21 protein-coding genes and 1 pseudogene are annotated in these 21,368 nt (G+C 71.0%); 15 read left to right on the plus strand and 7 right to left on the minus strand.

Going from position 1 to position 21,368, the window contains the following annotated elements; translation table 11 throughout:
- Positions 1-15: 15 nt before the first annotated feature.
- The 5 genes from QF037_RS36670 (at position 16) to QF037_RS36690 (ending at position 5,036) form a co-directional block, all read left to right on the plus strand.
- Positions 16-1,065, plus strand: a complete 1,050-nt coding sequence (locus QF037_RS36670; RefSeq protein ID WP_307032723.1) for an LLM class flavin-dependent oxidoreductase — start codon at positions 16-18, stop codon at positions 1,063-1,065.
- Positions 1,062-2,366 carry an NtaA/DmoA family FMN-dependent monooxygenase gene (locus tag QF037_RS36675; protein ID WP_307032725.1) on the plus strand — a complete coding sequence of 435 codons (1,305 nt, stop codon included), beginning with the start codon at positions 1,062-1,064 and terminating at the stop codon, positions 2,364-2,366. The genes QF037_RS36670 and QF037_RS36675 overlap by 4 nt, the downstream gene beginning before the upstream one ends.
- Positions 2,367-2,370: 4 nt before the next feature.
- Positions 2,371-3,153, plus strand: coding sequence for a DUF1684 domain-containing protein (locus QF037_RS36680; protein WP_307032727.1), 783 nt, complete (start codon positions 2,371-2,373; stop codon positions 3,151-3,153).
- 210 nt (positions 3,154-3,363) lie between these two features.
- Positions 3,364-4,269, plus strand: coding sequence for a S1 family peptidase (locus QF037_RS36685; protein ID WP_307032729.1), 906 nt, complete (start codon positions 3,364-3,366; stop codon positions 4,267-4,269).
- 110 nt (positions 4,270-4,379) lie between these two features.
- Positions 4,380-5,036 carry a hypothetical protein gene (locus QF037_RS36690; RefSeq protein ID WP_307032732.1) on the plus strand — a complete coding sequence of 219 codons (657 nt, stop codon included), beginning with the start codon at positions 4,380-4,382 and terminating at the stop codon, positions 5,034-5,036.
- On the opposite strand, the gene QF037_RS36695 is transcribed toward QF037_RS36690, so the two are convergent.
- On the minus strand, positions 5,031-5,900 hold the full coding sequence (locus QF037_RS36695; protein WP_307032733.1) for an alpha/beta fold hydrolase: 870 nt from the start codon (positions 5,898-5,900) through the stop codon (positions 5,031-5,033). The two genes, QF037_RS36690 and QF037_RS36695, sit on opposite strands and share 6 nt — an antisense overlap.
- A gap of 89 nt (positions 5,901-5,989) precedes the next feature.
- Between QF037_RS36695 and QF037_RS36700 the strand changes: the two genes are divergently transcribed.
- Positions 5,990-6,880: a slipin family protein gene (locus QF037_RS36700; RefSeq protein ID WP_307032735.1), complete on the plus strand. Its 891-nt coding sequence runs from the start codon at positions 5,990-5,992 to the stop codon at positions 6,878-6,880.
- Between the two features lie 233 nt (positions 6,881-7,113).
- Complete coding sequence (locus tag QF037_RS36705) at positions 7,114-8,196, plus strand: S1 family peptidase (RefSeq protein WP_307032737.1); 1,083 nt, start codon at positions 7,114-7,116, stop codon at positions 8,194-8,196.
- A 221-nt stretch (positions 8,197-8,417) separates the two neighbouring features.
- Here the strand turns inward: QF037_RS36705 and QF037_RS36710 are convergent.
- Positions 8,418-9,245 (minus strand): annotated as a pseudogene (locus tag QF037_RS36710) (DUF3533 domain-containing protein); the annotation flags it as partial.
- A gap of 185 nt (positions 9,246-9,430) precedes the next feature.
- Here QF037_RS36710 and QF037_RS36715 point away from each other — a divergent pair.
- The 3 genes from QF037_RS36715 to QF037_RS36725 are packed head-to-tail and all read left to right on the plus strand — an operon-like array spanning position 9,431 to position 14,915.
- The gene (locus QF037_RS36715; RefSeq protein WP_307032740.1) at positions 9,431-12,886 is read left to right on the plus strand and encodes a DNA polymerase III subunit alpha; all 3,456 of its coding nucleotides are present in this window, start codon (positions 9,431-9,433) and stop codon (positions 12,884-12,886) included.
- Entirely contained in the window at positions 12,883-13,851 is a 969-nt protein-coding gene (locus QF037_RS36720) for a DNA polymerase Y family protein (RefSeq protein WP_307032742.1), read from the plus strand. The genes QF037_RS36715 and QF037_RS36720 overlap by 4 nt, the downstream gene beginning before the upstream one ends.
- 14 nt (positions 13,852-13,865) lie before the next feature.
- Positions 13,866-14,915 (plus strand): NADAR family protein, encoded by a 1,050-nt coding sequence (locus QF037_RS36725; protein ID WP_307032744.1) that lies wholly within the window; start codon positions 13,866-13,868, stop codon positions 14,913-14,915.
- Here QF037_RS36725 and QF037_RS36730 read toward each other — a convergent pair.
- Entirely contained in the window at positions 14,893-15,267 is a 375-nt protein-coding gene (locus QF037_RS36730; protein WP_307032746.1) for a cupin domain-containing protein, read from the minus strand. The two genes, QF037_RS36725 and QF037_RS36730, sit on opposite strands and share 23 nt — an antisense overlap.
- Positions 15,268-15,371: 104 nt before the next feature.
- On the opposite strand from QF037_RS36730, the gene QF037_RS36735 reads away from it, so the two are divergent.
- Complete coding sequence (locus tag QF037_RS36735; RefSeq protein ID WP_307032748.1) at positions 15,372-15,815, plus strand: MarR family winged helix-turn-helix transcriptional regulator; 444 nt, start codon at positions 15,372-15,374, stop codon at positions 15,813-15,815.
- A gap of 183 nt (positions 15,816-15,998) precedes the next feature.
- Positions 15,999-16,862, plus strand: a complete 864-nt coding sequence (locus tag QF037_RS36740; protein WP_307032750.1) for an esterase/lipase family protein — start codon at positions 15,999-16,001, stop codon at positions 16,860-16,862.
- Between the two features lie 60 nt (positions 16,863-16,922).
- On the opposite strand, the gene QF037_RS36745 is transcribed toward QF037_RS36740, so the two are convergent.
- The gene (locus QF037_RS36745; RefSeq protein ID WP_307032751.1) at positions 16,923-17,918 is read right to left on the minus strand and encodes a lytic polysaccharide monooxygenase; all 996 of its coding nucleotides are present in this window, start codon (positions 17,916-17,918) and stop codon (positions 16,923-16,925) included.
- 159 nt (positions 17,919-18,077) lie between these two features.
- Between QF037_RS36745 and QF037_RS36750 the strand changes: the two genes are divergently transcribed.
- Positions 18,078-18,527, plus strand: a complete 450-nt coding sequence (locus QF037_RS36750; RefSeq protein WP_307032752.1) for a GNAT family N-acetyltransferase — start codon at positions 18,078-18,080, stop codon at positions 18,525-18,527.
- A 29-nt stretch (positions 18,528-18,556) separates the two neighbouring features.
- Here QF037_RS36750 and QF037_RS36755 read toward each other — a convergent pair whose 3' ends face one another.
- The gene (locus QF037_RS36755) at positions 18,557-18,691 is read right to left on the minus strand and encodes a hypothetical protein (RefSeq protein ID WP_307032754.1); all 135 of its coding nucleotides are present in this window, start codon (positions 18,689-18,691) and stop codon (positions 18,557-18,559) included.
- A gap of 173 nt (positions 18,692-18,864) precedes the next feature.
- Between QF037_RS36755 and QF037_RS36760 the strand changes: the two genes are divergently transcribed.
- The gene (locus tag QF037_RS36760; protein ID WP_307032756.1) at positions 18,865-19,479 is read left to right on the plus strand and encodes a class I SAM-dependent methyltransferase; all 615 of its coding nucleotides are present in this window, start codon (positions 18,865-18,867) and stop codon (positions 19,477-19,479) included.
- Here the strand turns inward: QF037_RS36760 and QF037_RS36765 are convergent.
- Both QF037_RS36765 and QF037_RS36770 read right to left on the minus strand, forming a co-directional pair.
- On the minus strand, positions 19,476-19,979 hold the full coding sequence (locus QF037_RS36765) for a DUF402 domain-containing protein (protein WP_307032758.1): 504 nt from the start codon (positions 19,977-19,979) through the stop codon (positions 19,476-19,478). The genes QF037_RS36760 and QF037_RS36765 overlap by 4 nt on opposite strands.
- On the minus strand, positions 19,960-20,889 hold the full coding sequence (locus QF037_RS36770; RefSeq protein ID WP_307032759.1) for a GNAT family N-acetyltransferase: 930 nt from the start codon (positions 20,887-20,889) through the stop codon (positions 19,960-19,962). The genes QF037_RS36765 and QF037_RS36770 overlap by 20 nt, the downstream gene beginning before the upstream one ends.
- A 72-nt stretch (positions 20,890-20,961) precedes the next feature.
- On the opposite strand from QF037_RS36770, the gene QF037_RS36775 reads away from it, so the two are divergent.
- The gene (locus QF037_RS36775) at positions 20,962-21,330 is read left to right on the plus strand and encodes a GntR family transcriptional regulator (protein WP_307032762.1); all 369 of its coding nucleotides are present in this window, start codon (positions 20,962-20,964) and stop codon (positions 21,328-21,330) included.
- The last annotated feature ends 38 nt before the right edge of the window (positions 21,331-21,368 follow it).

Here is a 21,368-nt window from a genome sequence, read left to right on the forward strand (position 1 = left end):
ATTACAAGGGATCCCATGTTGCATCTCTCCGCCGCTGTCGACCAGCCGTCGGCCCATGACGCCGGCTCCTACGTCGAACTGGCCCGGCTCGCCGAACACGGTGTCCTCGACTTCGTGACCCTGGACGACACCTTCGCCCGCCCCGGGCTCGACGCGCTCGCCGTCCTGTCCCGGGTGGCCCCGGCCACCGGCCGGATCGGTCTCGTGCCGACCGTCACGACCACCCACACCGAGCCCTTCCACGTCCAGGCGGCCGTCGCGACCCTCGACTGGGTCAGCCGGGGCCGGGCGGGCTGGCGGCTCGACGTGTCGACCACCGAGGGCGAGGCCCGCCTCTTCGGCCGCCGGCACGCCGCCCCCGCCGACGCGCTGTGGCGGGAGGCCGGTGAAGTGGCCGACGTGGCCGCGAAGTTGTGGGACAGCTGGGAGGACGACGCCGAGATACGGGACGAGTCGACCGGCCGTTTCATCGACCGGGACAAGCTGCACCACGTCGACTTCCATGGGACGGAGTTCTCGGTGCGGGGCCCCTCGATCGTGCCGCGCCCTCCGCAGGGCCACCCGGTCCGAGTGGTCGACGCCTCCGAGGGGCAGGCCCGGGACATCGCCGCCCGGTACGCGGACGTGGCCCTCGTACGGTCCGTGAGCGCCGCGCAGACCCGTGCCGTACGGGATCAACTGCGCGCCGCCGCAGTGAGGTTCGGGCGCGACCCCGACGCACTGCGGGTCCTCGCAAGCCTCGTCGTCGACCTCGGCGACGGGGAGCACGCGGCCGAGCCGGGCCACGGCGGGGGTGGCCCCCGGCAGACCGCGCAGGGCCCGCTGTACCGCGGCGGGCCCGTCGACCTCGCGGACCTGATCGCCTCCTGGCACGGGGAGGGCGCCGTCGACGGCTTCCACCTCACGCCCGCCGAGCCACGCCGTGACCTGGAGCGGCTCGTCAACGGCACGGTGGCGCTCCTCCAGCACCGCGGACTGTTCCGCACCTTCTACCCGGGCAGCACGCTCCGGGAGCATCTGGGTCTGGCCCGGCCCGTCAACCAATACGCGGGGGAAGCGTCATGACCGTACGACCGCTCAAACAGATCCGTCTCGCGGCGCACTTCCCGGGCGTCAACAACGCCACCGTCTGGGCCGATCCGCGCTCGCGGTCCCAGATCGAGTTCTCCTCCTTCGAGCACCTGGCCCGCACGGCCGAACGCGGCCTGTTCGACTTCTTCTTCCTCGCCGAGGGGCTGCGGCTGCGCGAGCACAAGGGCCGCATCCACGACCTGGACGTGGTGGGGCGCCCGGAGTCGATCACCGTGCTCAACGCGCTCGCCGCCGTCACGGAGCACCTGGGGCTCGCCGCCACCGTCAACGCGACCTTCAACGAGCCGTACGAACTCGCCCGCAGGCTCGCCACGTTGGACCACCTCAGCGGGGGCCGGGCCGCCTGGAACGTGGTGACCTCCTCCGACTCCTTCACCGGGGAGAACTTCCGGCGCGGCGGCTTCCTCGACCGGGTCGACCGGTACACACGGGCGGCCGAATTCGTCTCCACCGCACGGGAGTTGTGGGACTCCTGGACACCGGACGGGCTGTCCCGGCCGTTCGCCCACCGCGGGCAGCACTTCGACATCGCGGGCGAGTTCACCGTGCCGCGCTCCCCGCAGGGGCATCCGGTCGTCATCCAGGCCGGGGACTCGGACGAGGGACGGGAGTTCGCCGCCGCCACGGCCGATGTGGTCTTCACGCGGCAGGCCTCGCTGGAGGGCGGTCGCGCCTTCTACGCCGATGTGAAGGGGCGCCTGGCGAAATACGGCCGTACCTTCGAGGACCTGAAGATCATGCCGGGGGTCAGTGTCGTCCTCGGCGACACCGCCGCGGAGGCACAGGAGAAGGCCGCCGAGATCCGCCGGCAGCAGACCTCCCCGCAGACCGCGATCCTCACGCTGGAGCAGATCTGGGGCGTCGACCTCTCCTCGTACGACCCGGACGGCCCGCTGCCCGACATCGACCCGGTGGCCGAGCCGACGCTCACCCAGGGCCGGACCCGGCGCGGGAACACCCTAGAGATCGCCGGGAAGTGGAGGGCGCTGTCGAAGGAGAAGGGGCTGTCCATCCGGGAGACCGTGATCGAGGCGGGCGGCAGGCAGTCCTTCGTCGGGACTCCGCAGGCGGTCGCCGCCGAGCTCGACGAGTTCGTGCAGCGCGATGCCGCCGACGGCTTCATCCTCGTCCCGCATCTCACCCCGGCCGGACTCGACGAGTTCGTGGACCGGGTGGTGCCGCTGCTCCAGGAGCGCGGGGTGTTCCGTACCGAGTACAAGGGCACCACGCTCCGCTCCCACCTCGGGCTCTCCGAACCGGTATGGAAGGGTTGATCACATGACGTCGGACGCGTTCGACGAGTGGAAGAAGTGGCATGAACAGCGCGTCGAGACGGTCTCCGCGCCCTACGGACCGCTCTCGCTCACCGGTACGTACTGGCTGGAGGACTTTTCGGACGGGCGGATTCCGGACACTCCCGGGACCTGGTCGGCCGACGGTGACGCGGTGCTGCTCCGGGCCACCGAGGAGGACGGGCTGACCGTCGACGGGCGGCCCTTCGGCGGTGCGGTACGGCTCGGCGCCGACCCCGGACCGGTGGGTGCCGGCCGGGTCGCGCACGGCGAGCGGCGGCTGGTCGTGCTGGTGCGCGAGGGAGCGTGGGGCGTACGGGACTTCGACCCGGCGTCCGAGGCGCGCCGTGCGTTCCGCGGTATCGCGGCCACGCCCCACGAGCCGCGCTGGTCGGTGCCGGGGCGCTTCACGCCGTACGACGAACCGCGCAGCGTCCGCGTGGAGAACGCGGACGGACGGCGGCGCGGCCTCGGGCTGGGCGGAGAGCTGGCGTTCACCCTCGACGGACAGGAGTTCACGCCCCAGGTGACGGTCGAGGCGGACGGCTCGCTGTGGGCGGTTTTCGGCGATGCGACGAGCGGATCCGGCAGCCACCGCTTCCGGTTCCTGCGGCCCGCCGCACCCGACACCGAGGGGCGCACGACGGTCGACTTCAACCGCGCTCTGCTTCCGCCGTGTGCGTTCGCCGACCACTTCATCTGCCCCTTCCCGCCGCCGGGCAATACGCTGGGCATCGCCATCGAGGCGGGGGAGCGCACCCTGCTCTGAGGAGCGGTCGGCTCACGGGGAACGCATGGATGGTTCAAAGCTTGACGGCCGAAAGGCGCCCTTGCGGCTACCGGTCGTTCGGCCGAATACTCCCCCTCAGCGCTTGTCAGGGGCACGGCGTGTTCGGAATCCGGACACACGGGCCGCTGGCTGCGCCTCACGGGCCCCGACCCCACGCGGGCCCCCAACCTCCCTGGGAGGGAACGAAAAGTGAGGATCAAGCGCACCACCCCCCGCAGCGGTATCACGAGACGGACCCGGCTGATCGCCGTATCCACCGGACTCGTGGCCGCCGCCGCGATCGCGATCCCCAACGCGAACGCCTCGGACGCGACCACCTTCAGCGCCAACGAGCTGAAGAGCGCCAACAGTTCGGTGCTCAAGGCCGATGTCCCCGGCACCGCCTGGGCCGTCGACAGCAAGACCAACCGTGTCGTCGTCACCGTCGACAGCACGGTCTCCAAGGCGGAGATCGCGAAGATCAAGCGGCAGGCCGGCGCCAACGCCGACGCGCTGACGATCAAGCGGACCCCGGGCAAGTTCAACAAGCTGATCTCCGGCGGCGACGCAATCTATGCGAGTAGTTGGCGTTGCTCCCTGGGCTTCAACGTCCGCAGCGGCAGTACCTACTACTTCCTGACCGCCGGTCACTGCACCGACGGTGCGGGCAACTGGTGGTCCAACTCCGGTCGTACGTCGCTGCTCGGCGCGACCGCCGGGTCCAGCTTCCCGACCAACGACTACGGCATCGTCCGGTACTCGTCCACTTACCCCGTGTCCTCGATCTCGGGCACCGTGGGCAGCCAGGACATCACCAGTGCCGCCACGCCCTCCGTCGGCACCACGGTGTACCGCCGCGGCTCCACCACCGGCACGCACAGCGGCCGGGTCACCGCCCTCAACGCAACCGTCAACTACGGTGGCGGCGACGTCGTGTACGGCATGATCCAGACCACGGTCTGCGCCGAGCCCGGCGACTCCGGCGGCCCGCTGTACGGCGGCACCGTCGCCTACGGTCTGACCTCCGGCGGCAGCGGCAACTGCTCCTCCGGCGGCACGACCTTCTTCCAGCCCGTCACCGAGGCCCTGAGCGCGTACGGCGTCAGCGTCTTCTAGGTCCCCGGAACGGCCTGTATCGCAGCCAGCACCTGTGGTGAGCCCCCGCATACGCCTGCCGTGCGGGGGCTCGCTATTGTCGCCGTCAACACGGGGGAGAGGACCAGGGGTTGGAGTTCGACGACCGGCAACGGCGGGTGCGGCGCAGTCCGTTGTTGTTCGTGGCGCCGCTGGTGCTGCTGATCCTGCTGACGCTGGTGCTGCTGTGGGAGATCGTGCGGTGGAACATCACCGGCGACCTGGCCCGGCAGTGGCCCTGGCGGCTGCGGCTCATGGACATGAACCCGCTGGGCGCGCTGCTCGCGGTGGCGCTCGCCGCGGTGTTCGGGCGAGCCCAGTACGCGCGGACGGTACGGCCCGCACTGGGCTGGAGTTCCTCCTGGACGGTCGGCGACCTCGGCCCGGACGAGCCCGGCTGGCATGTGGAAGTGGTGAACGGCGGCTCGCAGCACTCGGTGGTGGAGCGGGTGGACTACTGCTTCGTCCCGCGCGGCGGGGAGCCCACCGCATGGACCGACCATGCCGGGGTGCTGGAGGAGCTCGCCGACCGGGGGTTCGTCCAGGGCAAGGACTACTACCTGCGGCTGACCGGCGCCGGGTTCCCCCTGGGCAACGGGGGGATGCGGGCGGGGGCGTACGGCCGTCGGTTCGTCGGCGAGATCGACCAGCTGCGCCTGCGGCTGCGCGTCACCGACGCCGTGGGGGACAGCCACGAGCGGGTCATGGACCTGATGCGGGGCGCCCGGATGGAGCGCCCCGGATCATGACGCCGGGCACAGCCAGTCCAGTACGGCGGGCAGCGCCTCGATCGCCCCGAAGTGACCGGTGTCCGGGTCCAGGACGGGACGGGCGCGCGGGACGCGGCCCAGGAGCCACTCGAAGTGGCCCACCGGGGAGAACCGGTCCTGAGCGCCGTGCCACAGCAGGACCGGCCGCGTGATGGCCGCCGGGTCGAAGCCCCAGTGGCTCAGCAGGGCGAGGGCGTCGTCGAGCCAGCCGTACGCCGAAGTGCGCAGCGCCTCGCGGTAGTTGCGCAGCAGCATGTCGCCGACGGCCGGCTGGGAGACGATCCGCCGGTCGGCGTCGGTGAGCCCGTCGCGGATGGTCACGAGCAGCTGGGCGGGGTCCTGGCGGACGGCGGCGGCCCGGGAGGCGAGCCGCTCCGCGAAGGCGAGTGTGTCGGTCAGCGCCAGGGTGTAGTCCTCGACGTTGGAGGCCGCCATGCCGTCGAACCAGCTCAGCCCCTCCGCGTCCGGTGGCGCGAGGGACACCAGCGCCGCCGCCCGCCGTACCCGCGCGGGCATCAGGGCCGCACAGGCCAGGGCGTGCGGGGCGCCGCCGGACCGCCCGAGGACGGAGAACCTCTCCAGCCCGAGGGCGTCGGCCAGATCGGCCACGTCCCGGGCCGCGTCGGCGACCCGGCGTCCCGGGTGCCGGTCCGAGTCGGCGTAGCCGGGACGGTCGTAGGCGATGAACCGCACCCAGGGGTGCGCCTTGACCACGTCCTCTGGCACGACCCCGGACCGGCAGCCCGGGGTGCCGTGCAGCAGCACCACCGGTGTGCCGTCCCGGTCGCCGTACTCCTCGACCGTCAGCCACCTGCCGTCGCGGGTCTGTATGCCGTCGAGCACCTGTGTCCTCCGTCTCCCCATCGTGTACATCGCGGAGTTACCGTCGAAGTACACACCTTGAGCGCCTGATTCGGACCCTGGGGGCCGTCATGGTCGAGGAGCTGGTGGCAGCGGGCGTGACACTCGCCTCCGCCGGAGCGGTGTATGTGATGGCGGCCGCGCGGGTCGTCAAACAGTACGAGCGGGGCGTGGTCCTCCGTCTCGGCAGGCTCCGCCCGGAAGTGCGCGGGCCGGGGTTCACGATGATCGTTCCGGGCATCGACAAGCTCCGGAAGGTCAACATGCAGATCGTGACGATGCCGGTGCCCGGGCAGGAGGGCATCACCCGGGACAACGTCACGGTGCGGGTCGACGCGGTCGTCTACTTCAAGGTGACCGCGCCGGCCGAGGCGATCATCCGGGTGGAGGACTACCGGTTCGCGGTCGCGCAGATGGCCCAGACCTCGCTCAGGTCCATCATCGGCAAGAGCGAGCTGGACGATCTGCTGTCCAACCGCGAGAAGCTCAACCAGGGCCTGGAGTTGATGATCGACAGCCCGGCGGTGGAGTGGGGTGTCACCATCGACCGGGTCGAGATCAAGGACGTCTCCCTGCCCGAGACCATGAAGCGTTCCATGGCCCGGCAGGCCGAGGCCGACCGGGAGCGGCGGGCCCGGGTCATCAATGCCGACGCCGAACTCCAGGCGTCGAAGAAGCTCGCCGAGGCGGCCAAGGAGATGTCCGAGCAGCCGGCCGCGCTGCAACTGCGGCTGCTGCAGACGGTGGTGGCGGTGGCGGCCGAGAAGAACTCGACGCTGGTGCTGCCCTTCCCCGTCGAGCTGCTGCGGTTCCTGGAGAGGGCGGCGCCGGCGCCCGGACCGGTGCAGCAACCGCAGCAACCGGTGCATTCTGTGGAGGAGCAACCGGTGCAGGAGCAACTGCCGTCGCCCCAGCCTCGTCTGGATCCGGGCTCCGAGGGGTCGAATTCAAGACAGGACTAGACCTCACAGGCTGGTCATTGGTTACCCGCACGTAGTGTTTGCGCTGCGAAGCCGCCTGGCGTGACTGTCCACGGTCAATCCGGAAGGGGCGCGCAACCGCGTTCTACGCGCGTCCGGAACTCAACCTTGTGCGCTCCCCGCCGGGTTCGAAAGAGTAAGGGCTCGTCAACCAGCCTTCCGGCCCGCGAGGTCCCCATAACCGACCGGGCCGACCCCCCACAGGAGGACCCGAGTTGCAGCACCGACGCATACCCAAGCGGCGGGCAGCCCTGGCAGGTGCGGGAATCGCCGCACTGGTCGCCGCGGGCATCACCTTCCAGACTGCGAACGCCAGCGAGCCCACGAAGAGCTCCGCACCCGAGACCCTGTCGGTCGCGGCGGCCGGAAAGCTCGCCTCGACGCTCGGCAAGGACCTCGGAACCGCGGCGGCGGGAACGTATTACGACGCGAAGGCCAAGAACCTCGTCGTGAACGTCCTCAGCGAGACCGCGGCCGACACCGTCGAGGCGGCCGGCGCCAAGGCGCGGGTCGTGGCGAACTCCCTCGCCGAGCTGAAGAGCGCCCGCGGCACGCTCAAGCAGGACGCGACGATCCCGGGTACGTCCTGGGCGACCGACCCGACCACCAACAAGGTGGTCGTCACCGCCGACCGCACGGTCTCCGACGCGGAGTGGGCCACGCTCACGAAGGTCGTCGACGGACTCGGCGGCACGGCCGAACTCCAGCGTACGAAGGGGGAGTTCAAGCCCTTCGTCGCCGGCGGTGACGCGATCACCGGCGGCAGCGGGCGGTGCTCGCTCGGGTTCAACGTGGTCAAGGGCGGGGAGCCGTACTTCCTCACCGCCGGGCACTGCACCGAGTCCATCTCCACCTGGTCGGACTCGAGCGGGACCCGGATCGGCACGAACGAGGTGTCCAGCTTCCCGGACAACGACTACGGGCTGGTCAAGTACACCGCCGAGGTCGATCACCCGAGCGAGGTGAACCTCTACAACGGGTCCTCGCAGGCGATCACGGGGGCCGCGTCGGCGACGGTCGGGCAGTCGGTCACGCGCAGCGGCTCCACGACGCAGGTGCACTCCGGGAAGGTCACGGGGCTGGACGCGACCGTGAACTACGGGAACGGTGACATCGTCAACGGGCTGATCCAGACGGACGTCTGCGCGGAGCCCGGGGACAGTGGTGGCTCGCTGTTCTCCGGAAGCAGCGCGATCGGGCTCACCTCGGGCGGCAGCGGTGACTGCACCTCCGGTGGGGAGACGTTCTTCCAGCCGGTGACCGAGGCGCTGTCGGCCACGGGGACGTCGATCGGCTGACGGTTCGTGGTCCGTCGGAGTCCCGCCCCTTCGGGGGCGGGACTTCTTTGTTTTCCCACCCGCACCACCCGCACCACCCGCACCACCCGCACCACCCGCACCACCCGCACCGCCCGTGCGGGTTTCGTGGTCGGGTGCGGGTGGCCCCTGTGGGGGTGGAGCGCCGTCGGCGGATGTGGGTTCGGTCGTGGCGGTCTTCTGCCGGTTGCCACCGGGGGGTACTACGGCATCCGAGCCGGCGGCGGTTCGCCCTCGCGCTTCCTCCGCAGCCACGCCATCCCGAGTGTGATCGCGATCCCTGCCGCCGCCCATGCCGACAGCACCAGCAGGGAGGCGGTCGTGTCGTTGCCCTTGAAGTAGGCGATCGAGCGGGCCGTCCAGGTGCCCGCGCCCGGTGGCAGCGCCGGGCCGATCGTCTGCCAGAACGGCGGCAGCATCGGCAGCGGGAAGGCCCCGCCCGCGCTCGGGTTGCCCGCGATCACCACGAGCAGGATCGCGATGCCGATGCCGATGATCCCGAAGATCGCCTGGAGGGCGAGGGGCGCCGCCCCCACCGCGAAGGTGACCAGCGTGCCGAGCCCCCAGAAGGCGAGCACGCTGCCCGGCAGCGCGTCCAGGATCGGCCCCACGATCACCGCGCCGCCCAGTCCGCCGACGATCGACACCAGGGCCATCACGATCAGCCGGATCACCGCGCGGCGCGGGTTGGCGGGCCGGGCGCCGGTGCTGATCGCCAGGATCGAGGCGCACAGATAGCCGCCGACGCACCAGCCGACGACCAGGTAGAAGGCCGACAGACCGTCGAAGTCCTGCGACGAGGCCGGGGCCACGTCCACCGTCTTGACGCCCCGCTTCTGAGGGGCCTCCAGGGCGGTGAGGTACCTCTCCAGGGTGGTGGCGAGGACGGTGCCGCCGCCGCTCGCGGCCAGGAGTGTGTCGGTCGTTCCGGCCGGGTCGATGACCAGTGCCCCGTCGATGTCCCGGTTCAGGATCTGCTTCCGGGCCGTCGCCTCGTCGGCCACCGTGCGCGGGTCCAGGGGCGAGCCGGGCCCGCGGGGTGACCGCGTCCTTCACCTCGGCGAGAAAGCTGTTCTGTGTCATGTCCTCGCAGTCCGAGGTGAGGGGCGTTTTTGCAGGTGGGAGGCGGCCGAACGGTTGTCGTACACATGTTCGGGATAGGGGGTATGGTGGGGGTGAGGCAGTTGGGAACTGATGTTCGAAAATGGAGGCGCGGGTGCCCGGGTTCACGCATCTGCACACCGTCTCCGGGTTCTCCCTGCGCTACGGCGCCTCCCACCCGGAGCGGCTGGCCGAGCGCGCCTACGAGCGGGGCATGGACGCCCTCGCCCTCACCGACCGCGACACCCTCGCGGGCACGGTCCGCTTCGCCAAGGCCTGCGCGAAGGCAGGCGTCCGGCCGGTGTTCGGCGTGGAGCTGGCGGTGGAGGAGCATGCGCCGGAGCCCGTACGGCAGGGTGATTCCGTACGACCCGAAAAGCGCCGCGCGCCCGTGCGCGGAGGTGCCTTCATCGACGAGTCGACCCCCCGCGTCACCTTCCTCGCCCGGGACGGCGCCCACGGCTGGGCCGACCTGTGCCGGCTCGTCACGGCGGCACACTCCGAGAAAGGGGGCAAGGGCGCGGAGGGCACGCCCCTGCTGCCCTGGACCGAGAACCAAGGGGACGGCCTGACCGTCCTGCTCGGCCCCGCCTCCGACGTCGGCCGCGCCCTCGCCGCCGGACGCCCCGACCGGGCGGCCCGGCTTCTGGCCCCCTGGCGCGAGACCTACGGCGACGCCCTCAGGCTGGAGGCCGTCTGGCACGGCCGCGAGGGCACGGGGCCAGGCTCCCTGCGCCTCGCCGCCCGCACCGTCGGCTTCGCCGCGGAACAGCGGGTGCGTCCCGTGCTCAGCAACGCCGTCCGCTACGCCGACCCCGGCCAGGGCCCGGTCGCCGACGTCCTGGACGCCGCTCGTCGCCTGGTCCCCGTCGACCCGACGAAGGAACTGGACTCCGGCGAGGCCTGGCTCAAGGACCCGTCCGCCATGCTGGCGGCGGCCGAGCGGATCGTGGCGGCCGCGGGTTTCAGGCGGGACACCGCCCACCGGCTGCTGGAGCAGACCCGGGCGACGGCCGCCGAGTGTCTGGTCGACCCCGAGGACGACCTCGGCATCGGCACCGTCCACTTCCCCGAACCGCACCTCGTCGGCGCGGGCCACCGCACCGCCCAGCGGACGCTCGCCTCACGGGCGGCGGCGGGGATGGTGCTGAAGGGGTACGCCGGTCAGCGCGCCTACTGGGAGCGGATGCACCGGGAGCTGGACATCATCGCCCACCACGGCTACGCCTCCTACTTCCTGACGGTCGCTCAAGTGGTGGACGACGTAAGGGACATGGGTATCCGGGTGGCCGCACGCGGCTCCGGTGCCGGTTCCCTCGTCAACCACCTCCTCGGCATCGCCCACGCCGACCCGGTCGAACACGGGCTGCTGATGGAGCGGTTCCTGTCCGAGCGCCGGCTCGTGCTGCCCGACATCGACATCGACGTGGAGTCCGCCCGTCGCCTGGAGGTCTACCGGGCGATCATCGGCCGGTTCGGCACCGAGCGGGTGGCGACGGTCGCGATGCCGGAGACGTACCGGGTGCGGCACGCGATCCGGGACGTGGGCGCGGCCCTGTCCATGGACCCCGCCGACATCGACCGCATCGCCAAGTCCTTCCCGCACATCCGCGCCCGCGACGCCCGCGCGGCGCTGGAGGAGCTGCCCGAACTGCGCGCGCTGGCAGGGGAGAAGGAGCGGTACGGACGGCTCTGGGAACTGACCGAGGCCCTCGACGCCCTCCCGCGCGGAGTCGCCATGCACCCGTGCGGGGTGCTCCTCTCCGACGCCTCCCTCCTCGCCCGTACGCCGGTCATGCCGACCAGTGGCGAGGGTCTGCCCATGTCGCAGTTCGACAAGGACGACGTCGAGGATCTCGGGCTGCTCAAGCTCGATGTGCTGGGCGTGCGGATGCAGTCGGCGATGGCGCACGCGGTCGCGGAGGTGGAGCGGGCGACGGGGGACCGGATCGACCTGGACGCCGTACCGCCGGGTGACCCGGCGACGTATCAACTCATCCGTTCCACCGAGACGCTGGGGTGCTTCCAGATCGAGTCGCCGGGCCAGCGGGACCTGGTCGGGCGGCTCCAGCCGGCCACCTTCCACGACCTCGTCGTCGACATCTCGCTCTTCAGGCCGGGTCCGGTCGCCGCCGACATGGTGCGGCCGTTCATCGAGGCGCGGCACGGACGGGCGCCCGTCAGGTATCCGCACCCGGATCTGGAGGAGCCGCTGAAGGGGACGTACGGGGTCGTCGTCTTCCACGAGCAGATCATCGACATCGTCGACATCATGACCGGGTGCGGCCGCGGCGAGGCGGACCGGGTGCGGCGCGGGCTGTCCGACCCGGAGTCGCAGGGGCGGATCCGGTTCTGGTTCGCGCAGCACGCGGCGGTGAACGGGTACGACGCGGAAACGATTCAGCGGACCTGGGAGATCATCGAGGCCTTCGGTTCGTACGGCTTCTGCAAGGCGCACGCGGTCGCCTTCGCCGTACCGACGTACCAGTCGGCGTGGCTGAAGGCGCACCACCCGGCGGCCTTCTACGCGGGGCTGCTCACGCACGACCCCGGGATGTATCCGAAGCGGCTGCTGCTGGCGGACGCACGGCGCCGTGGGGTGCCGATCCTGCCGTTGGACGTGAACCGGTCGGCGGTCGCCCATCGTATCGAACTGGTATCTGAATCCCCTGTGGTGTGGGGGCTCCGGCTCGCCCTCTCCGACGTGTACGGCATCAGCGAGGCCGAGGCGGCGCGGATCGCGGACGGGCAGCCGTACGACTCGCTGCTGGACTTCTGGGAGCGGGCGCGCCCGAGCCGACCGCTCGCCCAAAGGCTGGCCCAGGTGGGCGCATTGGACTCCTTCGGCGCCAACAGGCGTGACCTTCAACTGCACCTGACCGAGCTGCACCGGGGAGCGCGAGGTGCGGGTGGCGGACAACTGCCCCTGGCCGGCGGACGGAAGACCGCGCCCGCCGGGCTGCCGGACCTGTCCTCCGCCGAGAAGCTCAGCGCCGAGCTGGGTGTCCTGTCGATGGACGCCTCACGCAACCTGATGGACGACCACCGGGAGTTCCTGGGGGAGTTGGGCGTGGTCGACGCACGGCGGCTGCGGGACGCGCGGCACGGTGAGACGGTCCTCGTCGCGGGCGCCAAGGCGGCCACCCAGACCCCGCCGATCCGGTCCGGCAAACGGGTCATCTTCAGCACCCTCGACGACGGCACCGGCCTGGTCGACCTCGCCTTCTTCGACGACTCGCACGACGCCTGCGCCCACACCGTCTTCCACTCCTGGCTGCTGCTGGTGCGCGGGGTGGTGCAGCGCCGCGGCCCGCGCAGCCTCAGCGTGGTCGGCGCCGCCGCCTGGAACCTCGCCGAACTGGTCGAACTGCGCGCTGAGCACGGCCTCGACGCGGTCTCCGCCCGGCTGGCGGAGCCCATGCCGGAAGAGGTCGGCGATTCGACCGGCGGCCGGCGCATCCAGATGCCGACGGGATACGAACTGCATCCGTGGGCGGATCTGCGACCTGCGGGTCAAGAGCCTTCACAGATACGGAAGTTGTGGCACCAGAGTCCGGGGAGTGCGGGATGACCATCCTCTGCGTACGTTTCCAGCTGCCGCCGACGGGTGAGGCGGCCCTGCCGGGTCTGCTCGGGTTGCTGGAGGAGTTCACACCGGTCGTCGAGGCGCTGCCACCGGACGCGGCCCTGGCCGATCTGCGGGGCGCCGAACGGTACTTCGGGCGGGACGCCGTCGAACTGGCCTCGGTGATCCGGGTCCGCGCCCTCGCGCTGTACGGGGTCGACTGCGTGATCGGCGCGGGACCGGGCCGGATGCTGGCCCGGATGGCGATGAAGGACGCGCGGCCCGGACTGACCTGCGCGGTGACCGAGGAGGAGGGCGCGGACTTCCTCGCCGGGAAGCCCGTCGCCGCGCTCCCCGGCGTCGGTACGGCCACCGCCCGCACCCTGTGCGAGTACGGCCTCGACACCCTCGGCCTGGTCGCCGCCGCCCCGCTGTCCACGCTCCAGCGTCTGGTGGGTGCGCGGGTCGGCCGCGAACTGCGGGAGAAGGCGAGCGGAGTCGACCGCGGCCGGGTCGTCCCGAACGCGGTCTCCCGTTCCCTGGCCGCTGAACGCCCCTTCACCCGCGACGAGTTGGACCCGGACCGGCATCGCCGCAGCCTGCTCTCCGCCGCCGACGAACTGGGCGCCCGACTGCGCGCCCTGGACAAGATCTGCGGCGCCCTCACCCTCACCGTCCGTTACGCCGACCGATCGGCGACCACCCGCACCCGCACCCTGAAGGAACCCACCGCACACTCGGCCGCGCTGACCAGGGCGGCCTACGAGATGTACGAGGCGCTCGGCCTCCAGCGCGCCCGGGTCCGCTCGCTGTCCCTGCGCGCCGAGAGCCTCGGCCCCGCCGAACAGGCCTCCCACCAGCTCACCTTCGACCCCGCCGACGAGAAGCTCCGCCGCATCGAGGAGGTCGCGGACCGCGTGCGGGCCAAGTTCGGGCCGCACGCGGTGATGCCGGGGTCCCTGGCGGCGTGACATAGGGTGCCCGCATGACATGGCGGGGGCCGACGTATCGGACGGTGGGCGGGGAGAAGGTCGACGGGGTCTGGTGCCATGTGTGGCGCAGGCACCAGCCGGCGGACGTGTACAACGTGCACGATCTCGTCGTGTACGCGGACGGCGCGATCAAGTGCGAGGGGCGCGACCTCGTCGACCTCGCCGGGCTGGAGCGCAGGCTGGCCAAGGGGACCATCGCGGTGCGGGATCCCGAGGTGCCGCCGCCTCCCGAGCCGCCGTCCAGGTGGGGCGCCCGGAACCCCGAGCCGCTCACCCCGGAGAGCCTTCTCCTCGAAGTCGCCGACCGCATCGACGAGTTGAGCGGCAGACCGACGACGGCCCAGCGCTGCCACGAGGCGATCCGGCACTACCGGCAGGAGCCGACCGAGCTCAGCCGTGCGGCCCTCCGTAAGGCGTACCTGGCGATTCCGGCGCACCTTCGCGTCTACATCCTGGGCGACATGGAGCGCCAGGACCGCCCCCTGCGGATCCTGCTCACCGACGTGGGCGAGCCCGTGGACGGGGACGGCCCGGTGGTGACGGAGGAGATGCACCGGGACGTTCTCGATTTCTTCGACGAGTACGACCACGGAGTCACGGAGCGGCCGCGACCGGTGTACGCGGACGACCCTGTCGATGCCGTCCCACCGCCCGTTGTCCTGCGCGACGTCATCTACCCCCGAGGCTGGCCCGAGGAACCCGACCTCTTCGTGCTGCGGAACAACTACCCCGCCGAGATCCACTTCGCCGGCGGCACCCATCCCTCCGTGCACGAGGGCTACCGGGCCCTGGCCGAGAGCCACCGGGGCGACGACTGGCCCGACGTACGCCTCGCCGTCATGGCCGGCCTCCTGCGTGCGAAGTTCACCCAGCACCCCGACCTCGCCGAGATCCTCCTCGCCACCGGCGACGCGACGATCAGTTACACCGGCCACAAGGAGTCCCCGTACTGGCGGGAGGCCGGTTCCCGCGGCGGCCGCAACTGGATCGGCCGGCTCCTGGAGTTGGTCCGCTCCGAGCTCAGTTGGCCCACGGGGGAGTGATGACCGTGCCGTCGGCCAGCGTCGCCTGAAGGCCGATGGACGTGGTGACCCAGGAGATCGCGGTCCGATCGGTCGGGTTCTCGACGCTCAGGGTCGCGCCGGGATTGATGATCAGGGTGTCACCTGCCGTGATGCGGTGGGTTTCGTCGTCGAGGGTGATCAGGAGTTCGCCGTCGAGGAGGTGGAAGATCTCCTCGCGGTTGACCGTGTGAGCGGGGGCTTTCGTCCCCGCCGGGATCTCGCCGCGCCAGGCGCACAGCTCCTTGCTGCCGGTCAGGGGAGTGGCGTAGGAGACGAAGCGGGCGCCGTGGATCTCGTGCGTGACGGCTTCGGACGAGCGGATGACGGGCATGGGGTGCCTCCGGATCGGATATCGGTAATTGGTCAAGCTGCTTGACTATGTGGCTCTATGGTCAAGCTGCTTGACCAACCTGTCAAGGGTGTTTCAATGCATCCGTGCAGAACTCCGAAGCCCTCGCCCTGTCCGCCGCCCTGCTCGCCGCCGCGGGTGAACTGACGCATCGCATCAATGACGGTGTCGTCGCGCGGGGGTTCGAGGCGCGGCCCATGTACGGGTTCGCCTTCACCCGGCTCGCCCCGGACGGGGCCACGGTCACCGACCTCGCCGTGCATCTGGGAGTGACGAAGCAGGCCGCCAGCCAGCTCGTCGAGGACCTCGTGCGGAAGGGGTACGTCGAGCGGCGGCCGCATCCCGATGACGCGCGGGCCAGGCTCGTCGTGCTGACCGAGCAGGGGTGGGCGTGCACCCGGGCCGCGGAGGAGGCGGCGGCGGAGGCCGTTCGGGTGTGGGTCGAACTGATCGGTGAGGGTGAAGTGCGGGCGTTGCGTGATCAATTGGCGCGCATCGCCCCCTATGGGCCCATCAGGCCTGCCTGGTGATGGTTCATCAGGGAACGCACTTGAGTCGCACTCGCCTCCGGTTAGCACTGGAAGTTTTTACTGACGCGTAACTTCACAAGTGCACTACCCGTTCGTAACTTGACGAGTGAACAGCATCCTCGTGATCCGGATCACAGGGCGTAAGGCCATCGCAACTCCCTTGAGCCGCAAGGAGATCGCTCGATGCTGCCCTGGAAACGACTGCTCAGACCCCTGACCGCGCTGCTGCTGACCGCATCGGTCGCCCTCGTCCCCGCCGCCACCAGCGCCCATGCCGCCGACGCTCCCAGCCGAGGGTGGAACGACTTCTCCTGCAAGCCGTCCGCCGCCCACCCCCACCCCGTCGTCCTCGTGCACGGCACCTTCGGCAACTCCGTCGACAACTGGCTGGGCCTCGCGCCGTACCTGAAGAACCGCGGGTACTGCGTCTACTCCTTCGACTACGGCCAACTGTCCGGCGTCCCCGTCTTTTACGGACTCGGCCCCATCGACAAGTCGGCCGGGCAGCTGTCCGCCTTCGTCGACAAGGTGCTCGGCTCCACCGGCGCCGCCGAGACCGACCTCGTCGGTCACTCGCAGGGCGGCATGATGCCCCGCTACTACCTCAAGTTCCTCGGCGGAGCCGCGAAGGTGGACGCCCTCGTCGGCATCGCCCCCAGCAATCACGGCACCACGCTGAACGGCCTCACTCAGCTGCTGGACTACTTCCCCGGAGCCGGCGACCTGCTCTCGCAGAACACCCCGGCCCTCGCCGACCAGACCGCCGGATCGCCCTTCCTCACCAAGCTCAACGAAGGCGGCGACACCGTCCCCGGCGTGACGTACACGGTCCTCGCCACCAAGTACGACGAGGTGGTCACGCCGTACCGGAGCCAGTTCCTCAGCGGATCCGGCGTCAACAACGTGGTCATCCAGGACCTGTGCCCGCTCGACCTCTCCGAACACGCGGCGATCGGACTGTTCGACCTGATCGCCTTCCACGAGGTCACCAACGCGCTCGACCCCGCGCACGCCACTCCGACCACCTGTGCGTCCGTCCTCGGATGACACCCGACCGGGGGCTGTCCGGCCTGAGCCGCCGGACAGCCCCCGCCCCTCGTGGTGGCCTCAGCGGCCCCGGCCACCGCTCGTCGCGCGCCGGCGGACCGATCCGAAGAGGATCGCCGCACCCGTCGCGAGGACGGCCGCGCCGCCCATGGCGACATACGCCGTACTGCTGTCGCCACCGGTCTCGGCGAGGTCCTCCGTGGCACCGGCCGCCCTCACCTCGTTCGCGGGCACGGCGGCGGTCGACTCCGACTCCGTCGCGGTGGGCTCCGCCGAGGTGTCGGCGTCCTGGTCGCCGTGGCCGTGGTGCTCGACCGTCGACTCGTCCTCGCCCTCCTCGATCTGCTCCTCGGAAGGGGCGGACGCGCTCGGGGCCGGGGACGCGCTGCTCTCCGAGCCGACCCCGGAGGAGCCGCCGCTGCCGCCGAACGTCACGTCCGAGCAGGAGTAGAACGCCTCCGGACTGTCCGAGCGCTGCCAGATCCCGTACAGCAGTTGCGCGCCGGAGCGTTCCGGGAGGGTGCCGGAGAACGTGTAGTAGCCGCCGGTCGCGGTCGGGTCGGTGGCCGTCGCCACCGGGTGGTCCAGGTCCAGGTCGTCCCAGGCCAGCGGCTGCGCCGGGTCGTAGCCCTCCTTGGTGAGGTACACCTTGAAGGTGCCCTTGTGCGGGGCGGTGACGCGGTACTTGAAGGTGTACGGGCCACTGCTCACGCTCGTCGTCGGCCAGTCCACGCGGGCCAGGTCGAGGCCCTTGAACTCGTCGCTGTTCGCGCTGCACAGCTTGCCGTCCGGGATCAGCGACCGGTGCCGTCCGTTCGCGTCGCCGATGCGGGTGCCGTTCCAGTCGTAGAGCGCCTGCGTGCCGCCATCTGCGACCGCCGCCTTGCACGCGGCGGACCTCGGGCTCTCGGGGCCCTCCGCGTAGCACTGCGCGACCCGGCTGACCGGGTCACCCATCGTGCCGTGCGCCGACGCGGGCGCGGCGGCCAGCGCGGTGAGGGCGAGCGGGGTCAGGCCGAGGGCGGCGACGACGGCGGCCTTACGGCGTGCAGGCATGGGAGAACTCCTCGCAGCGGTTCCTGGGAATCCCGTGGGGGCGATCAGCAAGCTAGCCCCAAGAAACCGTGGAATCGCCTGCTGGAAGCGGCTGACGGAGATCCTTATGGTGCCGTTAAGGGAGTGCTCAGACTGCGATCAGGTAGGTAACGTCGCGGCATGACCGACGAGGAGATCCGGCAGGCCGTCGCCGCCGACGTGGCAGCCGTGAAGAGCGTGACCGACGCGGCGTACCGCCACTACATCGAGCGCATCGGAGTGGTGCCGCAGCCCATGGAGCGGGACCACGCGGCGAACGTCGCCGCGGGGCAGGTGTTCGTCACGGGGGAGCCCGTGAACGGGCTGGTGGTCGTCGAGGCGCGTGCGGATCATCTGTACCTCGACAACATCGCCGTCCACCCCGACGCCCAGGGCACCGGCGTCGGCGGACGGCTGCTGCGGTTCGTGGACGCACACGCGCGTGCGCTGGGCCTGTCCGAGGTCAGGCTCTACACGAACGCGATGATGTGGGAGAACCAGAAGATCTATCCGAAGTACGGATACGAGGTCCTGGAACGGCGAGTGGACGGGCCCTATGACCGCATCCACTACCGCAAGCGACTGGACTGACACATCTCATGCGCCGGGTCATGTCGGCGTCAGCCGTCCGGCCACCAGGTGCGCGCGATGTCCTTTCGCACCTCGGGGCGTCCGGCGGGGCTCTCTTCGGCCTCCTCGCGGATCCGACGGCTGTCCGACTTCTTCAGGGGCTTCTGCACGGTTACGCGGCGCATGGCTGCCTCCTTCAGTGCCTACCGTGTTCCGCGTTCTCGCGGAGGTAGACCCTTTTGGGGAGAGTTACTCATCGGAGCGAATCTGTCAGTGGCGACCATCACGATTTCGACTGGCTTTCGAGCGGCGTTCCACCGCCGTGTGATTGTCAGTGCCGGGTGGCACGCTGTGGACCATGGCGAATCACAGGGAATTCGACACCGACGCCCGCATGGATTGGGACGCGGAAGCCGCTTCTTTCGACGACGAACCGGACCACGGCCTGCGTGACCCCGAGGTGCGCGCCGCCTGGGCCGACCGGCTGCGTTCCTGGCTGCCCGGCCGCGCCTGCGACATCCTCGACCTGGGCTGCGGCACCGGCAGCCTGTCGCTCCTCGCGGCCGAGCAGGGACACCGCGTCACCGGCGTGGACAGCGCCCCGGCGATGGTGGACCTCGCCCGCGCCAAGCTCGCCGGACGTGACGCGGCGTTCCTGGTCGGTGTCGCCGCGACACCGCCGGTGGGGGAGCAGCGCTTCGACGTCGTTCTCGTACGGCATGTGCTGTGGGCCCTCCCGGACCCCGGCCGCGCCCTGCGCCACTGGCGCGAGCTGCTGCGGCCGGGAGGCCGGCTGGTGATGATCGAGGGCGTCTGGGGTGCGGTGAGCCCGGTCGGGATACCGGCCGAGCGGCTGACCGCCCTCCTGGAGTCCGTCGCCGCCCACGTGCGGGTCGAGCGGCTGTCCGGCGATCCGCTGCTGTGGGGCAGGGCTGTGGCGGACGAGCGGTACGCGGTGGTGGCGGCCGTCTAGACCAGCAGCGATTCCAGACCGCCGTCGACGGAGGCGAACGCCTCCAGTTCGTCCAGGGCCGTCGCCGCGGCGCCCGCCGCCTCGGGATCCCTCTCCGCCAGACCGCTCTCGGCGAACTCGTCCTCGTCCAGGCGCAGCACGTCCGTCCCGTCGGCGGAGCGCCACAGGTCCAGGTCGAGATCCTCCACGACGAGTTCGGCGCCGGAGCGGACGGCGGGGCGGGTGACGTCGCAGTACCAGCCCTTGAGCGTGCCGTCGCCGGCGCGGACCTCCTTCACGGCGTACCAGCGGTCCCGCCAGTAGTGCTCCGTGAAGACGTCCCCGGGCTCGAAGCGGACGAAGCCGAAGTCACGGACGCCGCCGCCCGCCCAGGCGGCGCGGACCGTGACGTGGTTGCCGTCGTCGCCGACCAGCTCGGCCGGGTAACGGATCTTCGTGCGGCCTGCCTTGACCAGCACCACGTCCAACTGCTCCGTCGTCTCAGCCGATTTCGCGGACATACCGAACCTCCGTGGCGCAGATCTCGTATCCGAACCATGTGTTGATGGCGATCATCGGGCCGTTCCCGGCGTCGTTGCCGGTGAACGCCTGGGTGAACCCCGCGGCGCGGGCGCGGTGCAGGGAGTCGTTCTTGGCGAGCTTGGCCAGGCCCTTGCCGCGGTGGGCCCGGGCCGTGCCGGTCATGGCGGTGCCATAGCGGGTGCCGCCGTCGGTGCGGGCCAGGCTGAAGGCGGCGGGGCGGCCGTCGACCACGGCGACCGAGGTCAGCTCGGGGCTCATCAGCGGCTGCTGCCAGGTCTCCCGGAGCCACGCCTCGTAGTCCGTGAACTCGTAGTCGACATCGCTCGGTTCGTCCGCCAGCGTCTCCGAGTCCAGCTCGAACAGCGGGCGCGGGTCGTCCGCGAAGTCGGCGCCGGTGCGCAGCTCGACACCCGGCGGCGGGTCCTGGAGCGGAGGCAGGGTGCCGTTCGCCAGGTCCAGGCGGAGGAAGTGCGCGGAGCGGCTCGCGCGATAGCCGTGCCGTTCGGCGAAGGCGCGGTTGCCCGGCTCGTCCAGGACCCAGGCGAACAGCTTCGTCGCACCGTGGGCCGCGAGATGCTCCTCGGCCGCGCGGACCAGCAGCGCGCCCGCGCCTCGGCGCGTCCGCTCCGGGTGGACGTACACATTCACGTAGCCCTGACCGGGCTCCGGACTGTCGTACACCAGGCCGACCTGGGCCGTGCCGATCACCTCGCCGTCAGCCTCCGCGAGGAGGGGACGGTAGTGGGCGTCGGGGTGCATCCGGGCGACGTCGTAGGCGAGGCCGTCGGGGGTCGACAGGACGAAGGGCATGGCGAGGTCGCGGACCCGGACGAAGCCCTCGAAGTCGGCCCGTACGCCGGGACGCAGGTCGCGCACGATCACAGTCATGTGGTCGGACGCTACGGGGCGGATGTGTTCCGCTGCCTCTCATTTTCCGGCGGGTGCGGGACAATCGACCCCGTGACCTTGAAGATCCACATCGACGACAGCGCGCCGCCGTACGAGCAGGTGCGGGCGCAGATCTCCGGACAGGCGCGGTCGGGGGTGCTGCCGGTCGGCTACCGGCTGCCGACGGTGCGCGGCCTGGCCGACACGCTGGGGCTCGCCGCGAACACCGTCGCCAAGGCGTACCGGGCGCTGGAGACGGACGGGGTGATCGAGACGCGGGGGCGCAACGGCACGTTCGTCGCGGCGGCGGGCTCCGCGGCGGAACGCGAACTGGCGTCGGCCGCGCAGGCCTACGCCGAGCGGGCTCGGCGCCTGGGGACGGGCGAACAGGCGGCACTCGACGCCGTACGGGACGCTCTGCGGGCCGTCCACCAGGGCTGAGATCAGGACTGGCAGGGCTGAGAAGGGGCGGAGAGGGG

Source organism: Streptomyces canus (genome assembly GCF_030815415.1).
Lineage (GTDB): Bacteria > Actinomycetota > Actinomycetes > Streptomycetales > Streptomycetaceae > Streptomyces > Streptomyces canus_F.